The 20,271-nt window shown below is 38.0% G+C and carries 15 protein-coding genes; 5 read left to right on the forward strand and 10 right to left on the reverse strand.

Translation table 11 applies throughout. The features are described from left to right. Positions 1–5: 5 nt before the first annotated feature. The 4 genes from PP181_RS07770 to PP181_RS07785 form a co-directional block, all read right to left on the reverse strand. Positions 6–1,436 carry a RagB/SusD family nutrient uptake outer membrane protein gene (locus PP181_RS07770; protein WP_154918394.1) on the reverse strand — a complete coding sequence of 477 codons (1,431 nt, stop codon included), beginning with the start codon at positions 1,434–1,436 and terminating at the stop codon, positions 6–8. A gap of 22 nt (positions 1,437–1,458) precedes the next feature. Continuing rightward, a complete protein-coding gene (locus tag PP181_RS07775; RefSeq protein ID WP_272636656.1) occupies positions 1,459–4,869 on the reverse strand; it encodes a SusC/RagA family TonB-linked outer membrane protein in 3,411 nt (1,136 codons plus the stop codon). Between the two features lie 122 nt (positions 4,870–4,991). After that, entirely contained in the window at positions 4,992–6,023 is a 1,032-nt protein-coding gene (locus tag PP181_RS07780; RefSeq protein ID WP_272636657.1) for a FecR family protein, read from the reverse strand. A 105-nt stretch (positions 6,024–6,128) separates the two neighbouring features. Beyond that, positions 6,129–6,728: an RNA polymerase sigma factor gene (locus PP181_RS07785; protein ID WP_154918388.1), complete on the reverse strand. Its 600-nt coding sequence runs from the start codon at positions 6,726–6,728 to the stop codon at positions 6,129–6,131. 319 nt (positions 6,729–7,047) lie between these two features. Between PP181_RS07785 and PP181_RS07790 the strand changes: the two genes are divergently transcribed. From PP181_RS07790 to PP181_RS07800, 3 genes are all read left to right on the forward strand, one after another. Continuing rightward, complete coding sequence (locus PP181_RS07790) at positions 7,048–8,751, forward strand: sulfatase family protein (RefSeq protein ID WP_272636658.1); 1,704 nt, start codon at positions 7,048–7,050, stop codon at positions 8,749–8,751. Positions 8,752–8,823: 72 nt separating this feature from the next. Then, the gene (locus tag PP181_RS07795) at positions 8,824–10,452 is read left to right on the forward strand and encodes a sulfatase family protein (RefSeq protein WP_272636659.1); all 1,629 of its coding nucleotides are present in this window, start codon (positions 8,824–8,826) and stop codon (positions 10,450–10,452) included. A gap of 50 nt (positions 10,453–10,502) precedes the next feature. Next, positions 10,503–11,627 carry a formylglycine-generating enzyme family protein gene (locus PP181_RS07800; protein WP_272636660.1) on the forward strand — a complete coding sequence of 375 codons (1,125 nt, stop codon included), beginning with the start codon at positions 10,503–10,505 and terminating at the stop codon, positions 11,625–11,627. A 76-nt stretch (positions 11,628–11,703) separates the two neighbouring features. Here PP181_RS07800 and PP181_RS07805 read toward each other — a convergent pair whose 3' ends face one another. From PP181_RS07805 to PP181_RS07820, 4 genes are all read right to left on the reverse strand, one after another. Then, positions 11,704–12,657: a tyrosine-type recombinase/integrase gene (locus tag PP181_RS07805; protein ID WP_272636661.1), complete on the reverse strand. Its 954-nt coding sequence runs from the start codon at positions 12,655–12,657 to the stop codon at positions 11,704–11,706. After that, the gene (locus PP181_RS07810) at positions 12,651–12,974 is read right to left on the reverse strand and encodes an Arm DNA-binding domain-containing protein (RefSeq protein ID WP_336297573.1); all 324 of its coding nucleotides are present in this window, start codon (positions 12,972–12,974) and stop codon (positions 12,651–12,653) included. The genes PP181_RS07805 and PP181_RS07810 overlap by 7 nt, the downstream gene beginning before the upstream one ends. Before the next feature lie 374 nt (positions 12,975–13,348). Further along, on the reverse strand, positions 13,349–14,080 hold the full coding sequence (locus tag PP181_RS07815; protein ID WP_154918380.1) for an SOS response-associated peptidase: 732 nt from the start codon (positions 14,078–14,080) through the stop codon (positions 13,349–13,351). A 10-nt stretch (positions 14,081–14,090) separates the two neighbouring features. Continuing rightward, positions 14,091–17,357: a WD40/YVTN/BNR-like repeat-containing protein gene (locus tag PP181_RS07820; RefSeq protein WP_272636662.1), complete on the reverse strand. Its 3,267-nt coding sequence runs from the start codon at positions 17,355–17,357 to the stop codon at positions 14,091–14,093. A 229-nt stretch (positions 17,358–17,586) separates the two neighbouring features. Here PP181_RS07820 and PP181_RS07825 point away from each other — a divergent pair, with 229 nt between their 5' ends. Both PP181_RS07825 and PP181_RS07830 read left to right on the forward strand, forming a co-directional pair. Further along, positions 17,587–18,036, forward strand: a complete 450-nt coding sequence (locus PP181_RS07825; RefSeq protein WP_154918376.1) for a response regulator — start codon at positions 17,587–17,589, stop codon at positions 18,034–18,036. 158 nt (positions 18,037–18,194) lie between these two features. Further along, entirely contained in the window at positions 18,195–18,632 is a 438-nt protein-coding gene (locus PP181_RS07830; RefSeq protein ID WP_154918374.1) for a BLUF domain-containing protein, read from the forward strand. A gap of 21 nt (positions 18,633–18,653) precedes the next feature. On the opposite strand, the gene PP181_RS07835 is transcribed toward PP181_RS07830, so the two are convergent. Beyond that, positions 18,654–19,055 carry a hypothetical protein gene (locus PP181_RS07835; RefSeq protein ID WP_272636663.1) on the reverse strand — a complete coding sequence of 134 codons (402 nt, stop codon included), beginning with the start codon at positions 19,053–19,055 and terminating at the stop codon, positions 18,654–18,656. A 117-nt stretch (positions 19,056–19,172) separates the two neighbouring features. Then, complete coding sequence (locus PP181_RS07840; RefSeq protein ID WP_154918371.1) at positions 19,173–20,174, reverse strand: helix-turn-helix domain-containing protein; 1,002 nt, start codon at positions 20,172–20,174, stop codon at positions 19,173–19,175. Positions 20,175–20,271 lie beyond the last annotated feature (97 nt).

The raw sequence follows: 20,271 nt of genomic DNA on the forward strand, positions 1-20,271 counted from the left end.
ATTTATTAATAACCTGGATTTTGTTCTAGTACAGGATTTGCATCCAAATTCGTTTGTGGAATAGGGAACAGTATATGAAAGTCTTGCGCGTTCTTGCCTCTTGCCTGAGCCCTTGAAATCATAACGCCATGGCGAATCTGATCCTCTCTAGAATTTCCTTCAAAATAAAACTCCCATTCCCGCTCATTCAAAATGGCATCACGTAAGGAATCTTTTGTGAAACCTGATAATGTCAAGAGAGATGCCTCGGCACGATCACGCACTTCATTTATCAAATCAATAACCTCTTGGGAAGGTCCTGAAATTTCATTAAGGGCTTCCGCTCTTGTCAATAGGATATCCGAGTAACGAATTACCGGTATGTCATTACCTGCGTTCGCACCTACTGCATTTGGATCCCAAGGCAGTTTAAATGGATGTGTTTGGTCATTTCCAAGACCTTGAACGACCGTACCGTCTGCTAAGGTGTATTCCCTGATCATTTGAGATACCCTAGTGTCGGACGCCTCAAATGAATTTACAAAATCGTCAAAAAGATACGTTCTTGCGGCAAAAACGGCATTATTAGAAAATGGTCTGGGGAAAGCTGGTGGAAAAATCAAGGCATTGAGTAAATTACTTGCAGTACCTGATGTAGCCAATTTAGGGAGTGTCCAAATTAGTTCTGCATTACCCTCATTTTCTATGGCAAAGACATCACTGTAATTTGGTAAAAGAGCGTATTGACCCAAATCTATTACCTGCTCAGCAGTATCCGCGGCTTTTTGCCATTGCTTTGTGTTCAGATAATATTTCGAAAGTACAGCTAGTGCAATTCCTTTAGATGCTTTACCAAAGGCTTCCGGTTCCAATGGCAATGTTTCTATGGCAGCGATTAGTTCTTGTTCAATAAAATTTCTAACATCTTCTTCACTAGCCCTTGGCTGTAAAGGGTCATCCGTAGGAGTTTTGTACAATGGCACCCTACCGAATAGTTTGTATAATTCAGAATAACACCAACCTCGTAAAAAATGGACCTCCGCTTCCGTTGTTTGAATAAAGGCATTGGAAAATGCCTCATTTTCCAGATTGGCCAAAACTAAATTAGCATCTCGAATTGAATTATAATACGTATTCCACATGGTCAGAAAATGATCATGATTACTTGTCCATGTATAGTTGATGTATTGTACCCACAATTCTTCTATGGATCCACCAGCTCCCCAAGCTTCACCAGTAGTCATGGTGCCCATATGGTATGGCGCCCAAGCTGCAACTGCACCTGAACGATGCGCATAGGTATATGCAGAATTCATTAATGAAGAAATTCCTTGTTCTGTGGTAAATAGGGTAGTTGGTGATAACTCCGAAAAAACTTCTTCATCCAGGCGTTCTGAACAACTTAACGTACCTATGCAAAAAAGAACGGCTATGATTTTATTTTTATATGATTTCATTTTTATATTTTTTTATTAGACCTTAAAAGCTAGCAGACAAACCCATGAGATAAGTTCTGGCTAATGGATAACTACTGTAATCCACCCTTACATTACTACGTCCAAATGAATTTGCCTCTGGATCAAAACCTATGTAATCAGTGATAGTAAAAAGATTTTGACCTGTTAAATAAACTCGCAAGGAGCTTAGGAAATCTATAGATTCTGTTGGTACATTATAGCTAAGCTGAACGTTTTTGAGTCTTATGTAAGAAGCATCTTGAATAGTAAGAGTATTTACTTTGCTTGGGCCATAGGCATTCGGGTTAGTTGCTGATGGCCATTTTGTATCGGTATTTTGAGGCGTCCAACGATTTAAGATTGGTTCCGATAAGCGGTTTCTTCTAAAGTTTGCAGGATAAATAGATTCAATTAAATTGATGTTTATCAAATCAACTCCAGATTGACCTTGGATAAAAAAATCCAGTTGTAAATTCTTATATGAAAAAGAATTTTGAATTCCATAAGTAAAGTCCGGATAAGGATTCCCGATGATCGTTTGGTCATCCGGATTTATCACTCCATCGCCATTACGATCTTCAAATATCGGAAAGCCTGGTTCAGCAGTTGGTTGAGCAGAATTGGCAATATCATCACCTTCTTGAAAAATCCCTGTAACTACATATCCATAGTAAGATGAAAGTGGAGATCCTCTTTGAATAATTGCCGTATTTCCCACGGCTTGAATATTACCGGTTACAATACTTTCAATTCTTCCTAAATCTACAACCTCATTTCTAATAGCGGCAAAATTCAAGGATGTACTCCATTTGAAATTATCATTTATGATGTTCGTAGAATTTAAAAGAAATTCAAATCCATTATTTTTAACCTCTCCTACATTACTTAGGACAGAGGAATAACCAGAAGCGCTCGGCAATGGAAGGTTGAACAACAAATCCTTAGAGCTTTTGGTAAAATAATCAATGGTTGCGCTGTAACGTCCTCCTAAAATTCCTACATCCAAACCTACATTAAACTGTTCTGTAGTCTCCCACTTTAAATCAGGGTTGGCGATACGGCTTGGTATAATTCCTACTTGTGCGGTACCATCAAATATGACCTCCGGTCCTGTACCAAATGTTAGCTGTGAAGCATAATTTCCAATTTCCTGATTACCAGTCTGACCCCAGCTAGCCCTTAATTTTAATTGACTGATATTATCGGGAATGAAGTCTTCTTCTTCCAATTTATAACCTACTGCAACAGATGGAAAATATCCCCATTTGTTATTAGCTCCAAACCTAGATGAACCATCAGCACGAACGGAGCCTGTCAAAAGAATTTTATTGAACAAATTATAATTAACACGCCCCAAATAGGAGAGAAGCGTGTTTTCTTCCTTGCCACTATTAAGATTGTCGGTATTAGTATTACCCAGTGCAAGGTTGTTTGTAGTCAAATTATCAGTTGGAAAACCACTAATATCACCTGCAAAAAATCTGGTTGCAAATTTTTGGTAAGTTGCCCCTCCAAGAATAGTAAGTGCATGATTTTTATTAAACTCCTTATTATAAGTCATTGTGTACTCGAACAAATAATTTGATCTTTCCAAAGTATTGATAGCAGCAATACCACCTGCCGCACCTCCTCGTAGAGTATTTTTATTGTTATATATATCCCTACGCGAATTTTGCCTATCAGTTCCAAAATTAAATTTACCGGACAGTGCATCTGAAAAGTTATAATTTATAAATGCACTGCCAAACGTACGGTTTGTCTCGTTTAAACTGGTTATACCTCTTATTAGAGTTACCGGGTTATTTACAGTCAAATTCGAAGATTGGGAAAAAGAACCATCTGGATTAAAAATTGGCTCGGTAGGGTCATACAACAAAGAAGCGTAAATTGGACCAGCATTTTCATTTGTGTTTAAACCATCTATACTGTTGTTATCCTTGATTAAACTTGTATTAAAGTTTATCCCTATTTGTGCTCGTTCTCCAATTTTAGTGTCTAAATTTATTCTTCCAGTATACCGCTTAAGACCTGAATTTTCTACGACACCTTCTTGGTCAAAATAATTCATTGAGGCATAGTACGAAGTTTTCTCGTTGGCTCCGCTAACGGAAAGTGTATGATTGGAAATAGGAGCAGAACGAAAAACCTCATCTTGCCAATCAACCCCAACACCTATGCTTTCTATATCTTCACTTGAAAAAACCGTATTATTTCCTTGCGCTATTGATAAATCATTTATTGCACTAATGTATTCAGCAGTAGACAATACGTCCAATTTTTTTACTACACCCTGAACACCACCATAAACATCATATGTAACGTTAATCCTTCCTTGCTTTCCTTTCTTAGTAGTAATTAAAATAACCCCATTTGCACCCCGAGATCCATATATAGCGGTAGCAGATGCATCCTTTAAAATCTCGATAGATTGTATATCTGCAGGATTAAGAGCATTTAGAGGGTTTCTAGGACTTTGATTGTCACTTACTTGGGCCACGCCTCCAGAACCCAAATTAGGGCTATTGTCAATAGGAAAGCCATCAATTACATATAGTGGTTCATTACTTGCATTCAATGAATTTGAACCCCTGATGCGTATTGCTAGTCCTCCACCGGGTTCTGAGCTCGCTTGATTAATTTGTACCCCGGCAGCCCTTCCTAACATTAGTTGGTCAACGGAAGCATTCGCTCCAGGATTTAAATCATCAGGACTAAGAGAGGCCACAGCCCCTGTTAAATCGCTTTTCTTTTGAGTTCCATAACCTACTACCACAATTTCATCTAAAGCAGCAGCACTCTCCTCAAGGGTTACATTTATTATTGATTGCCCTGATATTGCAATCTCTTTAGTCGAAAAACCAATATAGGAGAAAATTAAGGAGGCATTTTCATTATTAACATTTATACTATAATTACCATCAAAATCGGTCTGGGTTCCATTAGTGGTACCTTTTTCCACAATATTTGCTCCTGGCAAAGGAGTCCCTAAATTATCCAATATTGTACCAGAAACAGTAAAACTTTGGTCCTTAATATCAGTTTTTAATGGTTCCATGTGAATATTTGCCAATTTATAGATTGTAACCTGTCTGTCATTGACATTAAATCCAAGGTTAAATTTTTTAAAAACCGGCTGCAGAATAGTTTGCAAGGTAGCATCCTTTTTAGCTACCGATACTTTTTCTCCCTTGGGCAATACGTCATCTTTATAAAAGAAGATATATTCACTATTTCTCTGAATTTCATTAAGTAAATATTCTAATGGAACTTCATCCACTTTAATGTCCATTCGAGTTTGGGAATAAGAATCATTTGCCATCACCGTAGTCAACCCTAACGTTAAAAGTAATACGATGGTTCTCATAACTGTTTTGATGATGTGCTTTTTGGTAATATTACCCGAATACGGAACACATCTTAAGTATTTATTCATAATTTTGTTATTCAATTAGTTAATTATTGTTAGTCGATAATTCTAATGTTTAGCCAGTAAGTGTTGGCGCGCTTACTGGTTTTTTATTTGTTTTTATTTCATTGGCATATGTTTTATTATTGTTAGTTGGTTAAAATTATTTTACCATTATCTTTAATTACCCTCATTTTAGTTGCCTCATTGAGAATATTGATGACTTTGTTTATATCATCTTTTAAGTCCAACTTACCGGAGAAGGTTTCTTTGGATAATTCTTCATCAAAAATCAGTATTTCAATATTATAGTATCGTGATAATTTTGCGACGATATAATCCAATGGTTGTCGTTTAAGGCTTAAGTAACCATCCCTCCATCCAAAATAGTCATCCACATCTACTTTGCGTCTTTCAACTATTAGGCTTTTTACGTTCAAGCTTGCAAGGGTTCCAGGTGTTATTTTGAATGATTTGGATTCATCTTCCAGATAAGTAATTTTAACACTTCCGCTTTTTAGCACGGTATTTAATTGTTCGTCTTCCAAATAAGCAGAAACATTAAAAATAGTTCCTAGTACCTCAATTTCTTGATTTTTGGAGAGTACCTTAAAGGGTTTTTCAGCATTATGCGCAACGTCAAAAATCGCCTCGCCTTCCAAATAAACTTCTCTATTTTCCCCATTAAATACCGCAGGATATATCAATTTTGAACCTGAATTAATCCATACTCGTGTTCCATCGGACAAGAGAACATCAGACTTTTTTCCATAGGGGACTATTATAGTGTTATAAATAGGTTTTTTATCAATTAAAGTTTCTTGGTTAAATGTTTTCCCTTTGCCTAAAATAACATTGGCTCCATTGGGAGAATATTGAACCGTATTGTTACTATCAATAGGAATATTCTCACCATCCCCTAGAACTACCGTTACTTCACTTTGTGTTTTAGGATCTACCCTTGGGGTTTTATTCACAAATTCTTGTAAACCTTGTTTCTGGTCATCATAACTGTAAAAAAATAATCCCATTAAAAGAGCAAGACTAGCTGCAGCGGCAAAAACGACATAATACTTTTTACGCCTATTTTCCTTTTCAAAAGCCGTTGCCGAGTTCATTATTTGTCTTCGCAAGGCCCTTCGTTCCTCATTGGTTAATATTTTACTTTTATTTGATTTCATATAGTATAGTCTGATTTATAAAACCAGATAGTAATGAATAATTTATTGTCTTATATTAATAAGAGTCTCTAAACTCTATTATATAGACATACAATTAGAAAAAAATTAAAAAAGTATTGTAAATGCCGAATTACGTAGTGTTTTTATTGTCCTATACAATAAGGTCCGGGCTGAAGAAACTGAGAGGTTGAAACATGTGGCTATTTCTTCATAAGATAAATTCTGAGTGAAACGCATTTCCAAAATATTTTTTTGATGTTCAGTTAAATTGGAAAGTTTTTTCGCTAACTTATTATTGCGCTCATTTACTATTTCTGAGGATATAATTTCGTCTTCATGAGAGGATACCAATTTTAAATCGTTGGGGAATACATTCGATTTACTCTCCCAATTAATATTGACATGTTTGACTTTTAGGGTATTTTCTTTATAAAGCCTTCTCTTATAACAAGTAATTATATATCCCTGAATATTGTTTACATCTGAAAGATTCTTATGAGTTTTATAAAAATCCAAAAACAAATCATGAATTTGATCCTTAACAATTTCACGATCTCTAATAATGTTCATACCTATGTAAAAAAGCTTGTCCACAAATAAATCATAAAGCTCGCCGAGAGCATTGATATCTCCCTTACGTAAGTCTCTCCAAGCTTCTTTCTCGGCTAAATTTTCAATATTTTCTATCTTTTCAGCCTTTTCCATTTAAAAATAGTTCAGTCTTTTGGCTATATAATTTAATGCGTATTGATATAATTATTAAATAGGTATTTTGATGCTTTATTTTTTATCACATAGTTATCAAATATACTATTTTATTGAGTATATAATAATCAACAAGTGTTTTTGTTAATTTTTACATGTTAGATTTTTTAAAAAAAATCCAATAAATCTGAGTCTAAGAGAATTTCTTTATTCTTAATTCTCCAAAATATTTTAAATAAATTCTGAATCTTTTTTGATTTAGATGTCTATGCATTGTTCATTTTCTTCTCATTCCATTATAGACCAATAAATGGTTAGAATGAGGTTTCTTCTTTTTCTTTTGAAAAGTATTACTATACTTTTTTGCCTTGGATTTGCTGAAATGATATTAGCACAAACCAAAACAAACATTGTTTGGATTGTCTGCGAGGATATTTCACCCTTTATAGGCGCATATGGTGACCCCATAGTTAGGACACCAAACATTGACAAGCTTGCTTCTGAAGGTATTCGATTTACACATGTCTACACTACAGCTGGAGTATGTGCACCTAGTAGATCATCTATAATAACGGGCATGAATCAAATCAATATCGGTACTATGCACATGAGAACGCACAATAGACCCGATTTAATGCCCGAGGGTGTACCAAGCCATTCCGCGGTATTACCTGTAGGAGTTAAAGCATTTCCAGAGTTTTTGAGAAAAGTGGGGTATTACACCACAAACAACGCAAAAGAGGATTATCAATTTGAAGAACCTGTAACAGTTTGGGATGAAAGTAGTGTTGCTGCATCTTACACAAACAGAGAAGGAAACCAACCATTTTTCAGTGTATTCAACTTGGCAATTTCACACGAGTCACAAATCATTTCGCCGCCCGATTCATTATACTACGATGTCGAAAAAATGAACCTGCCACTGTATTATGAAAATACCAAGATGATGCGGCATGATATGGCAGCAATGTATACCCGAATTGAACAAATGGATGATGATGTAGGTGAGGTCATTGCGAAATTAAAAGCAGACGGAGTATACGAAAATAGCTATGTATTTTTTTTTAGTGACCATGGGGGTAATTTACCTTGGATGAAAAGGGAAATTTTAGAGAGAGGTATCCGTATCCCTTTCATTGTTAAATTACCAAATGGAAAAAGTGCAGGAACAACGAACAATGATTTGATAAGCTCAATTGATTTTGCCCCAACCGTATTGTCCATAGCAGGTATCAAACCTCCAGAATACTTAGAAGGTAAAGCTTTTCTTGGGGAGTATAGTACTCCCGAAAAAAATAAATATGTATTTGCAGCAAGGGACAGAATGGCTAATAAATATGATCGGGTTCGTTCAGTTTCCGATGGAACCTTTAGATATGTATATAATTTTCATCCCGAAGTCTCAAAATATCAAGATCTCGCTTACCGAAAACAAATGGGAAGCATGCAAGAAATCTTAGACCTTAGGGATTCTGGAAAAATAAATAATCCTTATTTAGAAGATTGGTTCAATACACCAAAAGAAGTTGAAGAACTGTATTATACAACCAAAGACCCTGACGAGATAAACAATCTAGCCAAAAATAAATATTATCAAAGCAAGAAGGATGAATTGAAAAAGGCTTTATTTGATTGGTTGAGCCGTATGGATGATAAAGCTCAAGTTTGTGAATCTGATATGGTTATGAACGACTGGTGGAAGGGCAAAAATAAACCACCTACAACAAAAAGTCCCAAACTGAAGAAACTAAAAGAAGGTATTCAAATTACAAACCAAGAACCTGGGGCATCAATTGGATATCGCATATTTGATGGCCAGGTAAAGGATACGGTAATAACCAAAAAAATGAAAAGTTGGGATTTCGCCTACGTAATGGGGAATGGCAATAATACAGAAGTTAAAGTTTCAAAACCTTGGAAAGTTTACTTGGGAGGTACAATACCTTTAAAAAAAGGCCAAATTCTTCAAATAAATACACAAAGAATAGGATACAACCCTTCTGAAGATTTAATTAAATTCTAATCAAACACCTTGCTTTAATTACGTTAGGTATAAAACCAGGAACAGAGAATGAAAATTGTAAAATTAGTTTTAGTGTTATTCCTTTTTGCCTCCTGCGGAGAAAAAAAGGATGTAGCTGAGGAAAGTTTAGAACCTAAAAAAAGACCTAACATAGTTTTCATCATCAGTGATGATCATGCCTATCAGGCCATCAGCGCCTATGGAGGCAGGTTGGAGCAGATAGCGCCAACACCTAATATAGACCGTATTGCGGATGAAGGGATGCTGTTCAATAGGTGCTTGGTAACGAACTCGATCTGCGGACCATCCAGAGCGGCGATACTGACCGGAAAATATAGCCACCAGAATGGATTTATAGACAACACCATAGGTTCCAAATTTGATTTTGACCAACAGACCTTCGGGGAACTTTTGCAGCAGGCTGGATATAAGACAGGTGTATTGGGGAAATTGCATTTAGGTCAAACGCCTACTAAAGGTTTTGACTATATAGACATTCTTCCGGGTCAGGGTTCCTATTACAACCCCACATTCGTTAATGAGGAAGGGCAATACCAATTGGAAGGTTATACGACGGATATCATTACCAAAAAAGCTATAGATTGGATAGATTCGGTAAAGACACAAGAACAGCCTTTCATGTTATTTTTAGGCCATAAATCCCCTCATAGGCAATGGCAACCAGGACCTGAAGAACTTGGTATGTATGAAGGGGTTGAAATTCCAGAACCTAAAACGCTATTCGATGATTACTCCGGGAACAGGGAAATAGCAGGGATGAACTATATGTCCATTTCCGATGCCATGAAAATGGCGCAGGATTTAAAGATTACTGATGGTCCCCAAGCGGGTTTTACCGAGGAACAACAAAGAAAATGGGATTCCATCTACAAGCCCATCAACGAGGAATTCAAAAAAGCCAACCTAAAAGGGGATGACCTTACCAGATTTAAATACCAGCGTTATATGCGAGATTATCTTGCATGTGTTGCAGGTGTGGACAAAGGGGTAGGTAATGTGCTAGATTATTTAAAAGAAGCAGGACTTGATAAGAATACCATTGTCATTTATACTTCGGATCAAGGATTTTACTTGGGAGAGCACGGTTGGTTTGATAAAAGATGGATGTATAAGGAGTCCTTACGGACGCCTTTAATAGTTAAATGGCAAGGAGAAGTAAAACCGGGTACGGTCAATAACGATTTGGTTTCTAACCTAGATTTTGCCGAAACCTTTTTGGATATCGCCCAAACCGATATTCCAGATGATATGCAGGGTAAAAGTTTGGCACCTATATTAAAAGGAAATACGCCAAAGGATTGGAGAAAGGCACACTATTATCATTATTATGAACATCCCTCAGAACACGATGTAAGAAGACACTATGGGATAACTACGGATAAATATAAACTTATCCACTTTTATTATGACCTGGATAAATGGGAACTATATGATTTGGAGAAAGATCCTAGTGAAATGAACAATATCTATGGAAATCCGGAGTATGCCCAAATACAGGAGGGATTGCATAAGGAGCTTGAGGAGCTTCGGGTTAAATATGGGGATAATGATTCATTGAACCAGCAGTTCATTGAGGACTATGATGAACGTGTCAAGGAAAATCCGATTATTGAATATTGGAAGTTATCTCCTGAAGAGATGAGGAAGCTATACGAGGATTATCAAAAAAGTCAGAAATAAAACGATAAGACAATTTAACCTATCTGAATAAATTATTTAAAGCTTAACTCATGCATTACTTAAGGTATAAACGCAAATGTGTAACTCAATATGTTTTAATTATCTCAACATTTGGTCTTATATTCTTTTCCTGTTCTAATAAAAAATCTGAAAAATCTGAAAATTTTACCCATAACATTGAATTAAATAACCAAGAAAATTCGGAAGCACCAGAAGGAATGGTCTGGATACCTGATGGGATTTTTGAACAAGGAGCTTTATCTGGAGATAAAATGGCAATGCAACATGAAAGACCTAGTCACACAGTTAAAATTGATGGGTTTTTTATTGATCAAAACGAGGTGACTAATGAACAATTTTCTCAATTTGTTGAGGAAACTGGTTATATAACCATAGCAGAAAGAGAAATCGATTGGGAGGAAATTAAAAAACAACTCCCTCCTGGAGCAGTGAAACCACATGATTCAATTTTACAACCTGGATCTTTGGTGTTCAAGAAAACTAAAACTAGTGTTCCAAATTTGTTCGATTACTCACAATGGTGGGAGTGGAAAATAGGAACTAATTGGAAACATCCAAATGGACCAGATTCCAGTATAGATGGAAAAGAAAATTATCCAGTAGTTCAAATCTCATATGAAGATGCTATGGCATATTGTAATTGGGCCGGCAGAAGACTACCAACAGAAGCTGAATGGGAATATGCAGCAAGGGGCGGTCAAAACGAAGCTTTATTTTATTGGGGCAATGAACTTAAAAAGCTTAACGAATATGCAAATACTTGGGAGGGCGAATTTCCTGTATCCAACTCCAAATTGGATGGTTTTGAAAGTCTGGCCCCTATTCAACAATATCCAAAAAATGATTTTGGGCTATTTGATATGGCCGGAAATGTCTGGGAATGGACGAGCGATTGGTACAATTCTAATTATTATGAAAACTTAAAGTCAACCAATCAAATAACTCTTAATCCTAAAGGCGCTGAAAGCCCCTATAATAAAAATAATCCCATAGCTCAAGAAAAAGTGATTAAAGGAGGTTCTTTTTTATGCAGTGAATCATATTGTGCAAGCTACCGTATTTCTGCTAGAATGGCTACAAGTATCGATTCTTCCATGGAACACTTAGGGTTCAGAACGGTTGTTACTAGAGATATGTTAGATTCTCAAAATTGAATGAACTAAACATTACAAAATAAATGGAAAATTGAGTCATTTCAATATATCCTACATTCAAAAAAAATTCATTTCATTATGAGTTCAGAACGGCATCCAACGCATCATCTGCATCTTTGTGAATAAAATTAGCTTGATACATTATGGTTGTTTTTAAATCGCTATGACGATATAATTTTTGCAACATTAGAGGAGAAATGGTATCGCCAGCAATGTTTCCAAAAGAATGGCGAGCAATATGATTAGAAAGGTTCTTGGTTATATTACATTTTTTAGCAAGTTGTTTAAGATATTTATTAAGAACAGCGATTCCATTACGTGTCTTTACAAATATGTCCCTTTTGCTTTTTTGGTCCGCATGCTTTAAATAAGGAAAAATGTAATCATCCTGAGAGCGTTGAGATGGTCTATAAAAATTCAATATTCCTTCGGCCTGTTCGGGTATTTTTAGACTTAAGGGCTTTTCATTCTTGTTCATCGTATAATAGAGTCGGCCATCCATTAAATCCGACCATTTCATTTGAAGTACATCAGATATACGGATCCCGGCAAAATAGAACGAGAATAACCAAACATTACGAGTGTGCCAAATGGAACTATCTTTCTTCAATGATACCTTTTCAATTCGTTCAATTTCCTCCCTGGTCAAACCAATTTTCTGGGTAGGTTTGATTCGTATTCGTTCCTTCTCTCCAGCAAATGGATAGTGCTTAGCTTCTACAATTCCCTCCTTAATTGCAGCATTAAAAAGTGTACGTATATAAATAAGGTGGTTTGTAACAGTCCGGGTCTTATGTTCCAAATAAGAAATACAGAATACCTTGAAATTACTTAAAAAGGCTTCTGTTATGTCTTCAAAATATAAAGAATTATCTCTACTAAACTCCTCCTTAACATGCTCAAGGAAATTATAGCCAAATTTACGAGAGCTTCCAACTCTATTTCGTCGCCTTTCCTTAATACCATTAATTACCAATTCTCTTTCTTCAAAACGATTCCACTTTAAAAACTCACGTACATTGATTAACATAGAAAGTTCCCCTTTACATGTAGAAAATTTCCCTGCCTGATATCTATTGGTAACCCTTTCTGCTCCAAATTGGAAAAAAGAGACAGTACGACCTTTATGTTTTGCTTTATTTGTTTACTAGAAATATATTCTTTGGAAGCATCGGCTTCCAAAGCAATACTATCTACCTCTGTCAATTTTTTTAGTAAATAATTGTTCAGTCTTGCCGAATTTATATGGGACTTTTTGACCCTGCCCAAAACATTATCCCAATCCTTTTCCAAAATATATTTTCCAGTAAAAATGTATCTCGTTTTTCTATTCTGGGTAATTCGAATGGCTAATGGATAAGTACCGTTCTTTTTTGATCATGTTTCCAAAGAACTATCTTTATTGAAGCCATTTTAGGTGGAAATATTGCTTAAGAAACTACAATGTAAAAATTTTACCTAAAACATTTTGAGGTTATTTATGATTTTTACTGATTCTTTAAAAAAGTTAAGTAATTGATTATTAGACATATGAATACATATGAAATCATATAAAACCAGTTCTTCTTTGGCTCATAACCCGAAGGTCACTGGTTCGAGTCCAGTTCCCGCTACTAGCAAACAAAGGGCTTTCAAGAGATTGAGGACCCTTTTTTTATATAATCTTTATCCAAGTCCAAAACTGGACGAGAGCTTTATCCTGAATGCTGTCAAAGTGTTTATTAATATACTATCTCCAATTCCGCATAGGAAACTGGCGAAGTAATATCCGGTCTTTGTCCCAAATTGCCCCTATAGATGTCCTTGCTGATCGGCCAAGTCTCCAATTCCTCATCGGGTAGATCATCCTCGATCACGTTTATAATTTCTGCCTCTTTCAAGTTGGGGTCCAGCCAAACCTCAATATCCATTTCCTGTAAAATTACCGGTCGCCTGTTTTTTTTATTGTGGATTTTTTGGAACAATGGGGTCGCGCTTTTTGTAAGTATGGAGAATGTAACTGTGCCGTCGGAGATGGTAGTGTAAATCCCCGCCAGACTGAGCGGGCTATCGTCTTTTCGCTTAAAATAAAAAGGGATCTTAAAATTATTTCTTGCGGTGTGGGGTTCAAAAAATCCCTTTAGCGGTACAATACATTTCTTGAAGCCTTTGTAATTGGCGGAGTTGAAAAGTTTTTCTGATTTCGCGTTCAGCCCGGACCCATATTTTATCGTATCCTTATAATATTCTTGCGGTTCTACATGGAACTTGTAATGGGGTATGATTCCCCATAGGGCATTGGTTAAAATGTTCGGGTTTTCCTCCGTAATGATCCAGGACCGATTGTGCGCGAATCCATTGTTAAAATAACGTTTGTATTCATTTTCAGGTTCGGCATACACATAGTTGTGATCCAAACGGTAATAGGTCTCTACCAATTTTACATCGCCAAACTCTTCCGTTGAAAAACACATCGTCCAAGACTTATAACTGTCTATTGGGTGTATAGGGTGCCTTTAATTCCTCCAAGGTTTTTTCAAAAGCTTCCATGGAACTATTTAATTCCTTCAAGGCTTCTTTGAAAGTATTGAACTCTTTTGAAGCGATTTCGATATTCGTTACTTGTGTTTTGGTAGGTGCCTGTGTCGTTTCCCAATGAGCGCCAGCTACCTGTCCTACCCTAGATCTAATGGAAGGAGGCGTGGGCTCGTCCAAGGATTGTTTTACGGGATTACCATATAAAGCCTTTCGTAGGGAACTTATCTCAAGTCCTAACTCCTTCAGCTGATTGAAATGGGTTTCCTTGGCCATTGGGGTCTTCAGCAAGGCTTCCTTCATGTGCCTGAACTGGTTACCGTATTCTCCCAATTTTTCGCCCGCATTATAAATTTGTCTGGAAAGCTCCGCCGTTCTATCCTGAAAAAACTGAATGTCCCCATGTGCCATATTTTCCCTTTCATTGTGTACGGGGACAACCTTAAAGCTTTCCGGTGTTCCCTGGGGTTGCAATTCCCCGTCAAACAACACATACATTTGAACGCTGTAAGTGCCCGGTGAAACCAAAGGACCTTGGTCCTCTCCCGCCCAAGGCGGCCTAAAATCCGGAACGGACAAATCTATGGGGTTGGGCGCCGAACGCCTCAAATCCCACGTGGTACGTTGTAGCCCTTTACCGGACTTGCCTTGCAACCATCGTACAGGTTCTTGGTTTTGGTCCGATATCAAAAAGAGCACCTTGGCATCTTCCTGTCCCTTTTCTTCTTCCAGGGCTTCCCAGCCTGGAAAGGGAACCGACATTTTCTTCGACCTCAGCTCCTTTTCCTTTTCGCTTCGTAAGGTCTTGCCCGTTTTTGGCACATCTTTTATCCAGTAAGAGAATGTGGCACCAAAAGGCGGATTGTCCGTGGCAAAGCTTGTGGACCCCAAAGTGGGCATGCCCTTGGCCTGCATTGGGACATTTGGCACGTACCACCACGCATCCCGCACAGGGAAAAGTTGATTGTTTTTATCCGATATCCTATCCCCCAATCCCCGTAACGGGTTGTAATCGTCCAGTACAAAAAATCCCCTTCCAAAGGACGCTCCCACCAAGTCGTTGTCCCTTGGGTGCAATTCGATGTCCCGAAACGGAATCGTGGGCACTCCTGATTTTAAGGGAATCCAATTTGTCCCTTTATTCGGGGAGAAATAAATACCATATTCCGTACCGATGAACAATAGGTTTGAATCGACATAGTCTTGCTTTATAACCCATACGATGGTCTCCTTGGGCAGGTCGCCCACTATGGAAGTCCACGAACGGCCACGGTCCGTACTCATGAACAAATACGGGGTGTAATTCCCTATTTTATGGGCATCCGCGCTAACGAACACAACATTTGGATCATGAGCGGATGCTTCGATATCGTTTATAAAGGAAAGCTCAGGAACTTTGGGCAAGGCCCCACTTTTCCGCCAGGTCTGGCCTCCATCCTCGCTTACATAGATCAATCCGTCATCGGAACCTGTATACAATAAACCTTCCTGTTTAGGGGATTCTGCAATAGAGGTCAAAGTGGAATATTTGGACATGGCTCCCGTGTCATACAGGGCATCGACGCTCCAGACCCTGCCTATCATATCCAATTCATAACGTACCCTATTGGTCGTTAAATCATCGCTTATCGGTTGCCAGGAATCTCCCTTATCGTCACTACGCCACAATCGTTGCGAGCCGTAATATATCCTGTTGTTATTGTGTGGACTGATCAATAACGGACTGTCCCAGTTCCATCTGTCGGCCATACCATCGGTTGACTGGGGCTGAATATCCATTCCCTCCTCCGTTTTCCTATCATGCCGATACAAATTGCCTTCCTGGATTTCCATATAGACGGTATTGGGATCCGTGGGGTCGAACGAATTGTCGTAACCATCCGCGCCCAAAGGCACATACCAATCCTGATTGCGAACGCCCTCCGTATTCATCGTCCGGGAGGGGCCGATCAAGGTGCCTAGATCCTGCGCGCCTCCCACTATATTGTAAAAAGGACGGGCATTATCCAAGGAAAGCTTGTAAAACTGCGAAATTGGCAGGTTTGGAAAATGCCGCCATGTACTGCCCTCATCAAAAGTTTCGTACAGTCCGCCATCGGTTCCGGCGAGGAGATGCTTGCCATTGTTCGGGTCGATCCAAAGAGCGTGATTATCGCTATGCTTTTCACGACCTGTACCCAAAACCTTAAAGCTTTTGCCACCATCCCGGGTTACCCTAATGAAGACATCCATTTGATAGATCAAATCGGGATTCGTTGGTGAGGCCTCGATTTCCTGATAGTAATGTGGTCCCGTTCCTCCGGATATATAATCGTTGCGTTTTTCCCAACTTTCGCCTTTATTGGCCGAGCTGTAAAATCCCTTTTCGGCAGCATCCGCTTCAATGGTAGCATATACCAGATTTGGGTTTGCCTGTGTAACGGCCAATCCTATTTTGCCCATATCCCCTTTGGGCAACCCTGTGGTCTTTTGGGTCCAGGTGTCACCGTTGTCCATAGATTTATAGATTCCGGACTTTGGCCCACCGGATAACAGGGCCCAGATGTGCCTTCTTCGTTGGTAGGCCGCAGCATAGACAACATCTGGATTTTCCGGGTCGAACTCAATATCGGTAACACCCGTATGCTCGTCAATTTTAAGGACCTGGTTCCAAGACTTACCGCCATCGGTGGTTTTATAGACACCACGGTCCCCGCCCGAAGACCACAATGGGCCTTCAGCGGCCACCAATACCACATTGCTGTTTCTAGGATCTACCAATATTTTTCCAATATGCTCGGAATTTTCCAAGCCCATGGATGTCCATGTAGCACCTCCATCGTCCGATTTATAGATACCGTCTCCCCAGCCCACATGCCTGCCGCTTACGTTTTCACCGGTTCCTACCCAAACCGTCTGGGAGTTGTTGGGGTCAATGGTCACACAGCCTATGGAATAGGAGGACTGCTCCTCAAAAACGGGATGCCAGGTTATTCCGTTATTTTGCGTTTTCCATACACCGCCGGACCCCACGGCGACATACCAGGTACTTGGATCCTTTTGGCTTACGGCAATATCCGCAATTCTTCCGCCCATAAGCGCCGGTCCGATAGCACGGAATTCCAAGCCATCTAGGTCCTTGGATATACCCGAAAAATTGGGATTTTGGCAAAGGACAGGGTTAACATTGTTAAGCAATAAAAAAAGGAGCGCTTTAACGAAGTTTTTGGTATACATGGTTGAACCTTTAGTATGTTTTGAATGATATGGAGTTCTAAAGTAAAAATAACGAACCCTGATCAAACATTTGGGTGCCTCCAAACAATTTTTGGACATATTTTTAGGACCGATGGATTTCCTACAGAAAAAACATAATTCTTTTTGAGTTAGTAATTAAACGTATTGCTGTAGCTAGGAATTCTATTCGATGATATCTTGCACCCAATCAAAAACTAGGAATCCATAAATGAGCCAGACCATACAAAGAATCTATTTGGCGGACGATGATAGTGACGACCGAGCATTTTTTTCCGATGCCTTAGGTGAAATTCCTATTGCCACTACAATTGAGGAGTTTAGTAACGGGGTAGACCTCATGTCCTTTTTATTGAACAGTGAGCACCAAAAACCCGATGCCATTTTCTTGGATTTAAAAATGCCCATGATGGACGGATTCGAATGCCTGGCCGACATTCGGGATCTGGAGTCGTTCACGAATATTCCAGTAATCATTTACTCCACCTCTTTTCATGAAAAAGATGTAGAAAGACTAAAAAAAATGGGAGCTACCCTTTATTTAAAGAAACCCTCTTCATTCAATCAATTGAAGACCTTACTGCATAAATGTCTTTCTCATTTGGCTCAAATGTCCAAAGGTACAACCAAAATTGAACCTCAATTTTTAATTTCAATTTAGATTATTTTAAAGTTTTCACTTGTAGGATTAAGATAAAGAGAAAATCCTATTTGTTCAATGAACACATTCGTTCAAATTTTGGATCAATAAAAACTTCCGAAATACGTAAGTTCCTACCCAAATTTATATTACTTTGGATGCCAAAATCCATTGGCTAAATGCACGAACTAACCTACACTTCCCAGGCAAAAAAGAATATTTCTCTTAAAGACCTGAACGATATTCTTAAAACTGCCAATGAATTCAACAAAGCCCATTCCATAACCGGTTGTTTGGTATACCACAACGGACTTTTTGTACAGACGCTGCACGGGGAGAAAAAGGTGATTTTTGACCTCCTGAAAAAAATTCAAGCGGACGAAAAACATACCAATGTCAATCTTGTATGGGAAGGTCCCGCGGAAAAAGAGGTCTTCCAAGGGTGGCACATGGCCTTCTTCTCACCTAAAACTGCCGGTAAAACTTCTGAAAACCTGTTAGATTTTGAAAGGAACCTTATAACTCTTTCCACATTTTATAAGGCAGATTCAGCTTCGGTACGGATATTTTGGTCCATTGTGAAGGATTTATGTTTGAACGAGGCACAAACACACTAATCACCTACACAAGATTAGTAATTAGACCGCTTTCCTAAAAAAGGACAAGCCTTCATAGGTTATTTTGATACCTATATAGGACATAGCCGTTTTTAAAGTTTCCAAATCCCTTTCCGAATTGTCGTTCAATACTCCCAAAGAGTTTAATATCAAGGAATTCAATTGTCCTCTTGCCCTATCATTCAAATCTTGGTTCTCTTCAATATAAATGGCATCCCTTAATTTTATGTTTTTTGAAATAGCCTCATCTATCTGTAATATAAGATCTTTAATCTCATCGATAGGGTTCTTCGACAGGATTAAATCGAACTGTGTGCGGATGCTTTTCTTCCATAAATTCAAGAGTTGTAATCTGGACTCAATATCCTTTTTAACCTCAACGTAGAGGCCGGCTTTTTTATGCTGCATTGATTCGCTCATCATTTGATAATTTAATTCAAAGTTATCAGTCCTTTTCCCTATTCATTATCCCAAAAGTTTGAAATAATTGTCCATATAGATTTAAACCAAAAAACATTGTTTCAATCCTTCTAAAAAAAATTAGGCCGAGAGCTTGGTGCCACGCGCTTTCGTCAAATATACTTTAGGAGAACACTTAAAGCGTTTGTTAAATATTTTCGAGAAATAGCTACGACTGGAAAAACCAATGGTGTAAACAATTTCGGAGACGTTAAGGTCCGTTTCCTGAATTAATTTTTCAGCTAAATCCAAACGTTGGTTCTTAATGCAAGTTGCCACTGTTGAGCCTGTAAACACCTTGAAACCAGATTGCAATTTTGCTGCGGACAATCCGTACTTTCTAACAAAATATTCTATAGAGTAAGGAAACTCCGGCTTTGTCCTGATTTCCGCAATGGCATCCTCTACGCGCAACATCTCTCGCTTCGTTAATGTGGAATCATGTAAGGATTTTTTGGAATTATCACTTTTATAATGTAGAATCTCCAATGCCAAAGTAAAGTGAACTAGCCCTTCAATCAATAATTTTCGGACCACACCAGTTTGGGAAATTGACTTTATTTGAAGCAAGTGCTCCTTAATCTTTAGATTGACCGTTCCAACATATTCATATTTTTTGTTCTTTAAAAATTGGGAAAAAAGCTGATTTTTTAATTTTTCGGTTTTCTCCACTGAAGTTTCGGAAGTAAAATCATCAGAAACTTGAATAACTGAAAAATGGACCTTCTTTCCAGGTTCCAATTCGATATTCACTTCCTCTTCCATACCCCCAAGAATTACCGTCCTTAAAGAATCCACCTCAATGGAAGACTTACTCGCAGGTAACTTTAGGGTAAAATTTCCTTCTAGACAATAAATGAAAAACAAACCGCGTGTGGAAGGGTTTTTCAGGTTTAAATTGACTGTTTCCATAGTCTTTAAATCGAATTGGCTATACCCTATACCTGATTCCAGCTCCACGGACTGGACGCGTCCTGTTCCTTTATGGTTATCGAACATCAATATACGTTCCGTATCGAATATCGAAATACTTCCTCCTAGACTATTATTAAGCTGATTTAATTTTGCGTGTGTAGTGTTCATGGTTGACTGATTTAAGATTTTAAAAAGTGATGTTAAAATCACCTATTATTTTGAATCCCAAAAATCTTGATTAACCGATGATTTATGTTATAACATT

Origin of the sequence: Maribacter sp. PR66 (assembly GCF_028464205.1) — a bacterium.
Classification (GTDB): Bacteria; Bacteroidota; Bacteroidia; order Flavobacteriales; family Flavobacteriaceae; genus Maribacter; species Maribacter flavus.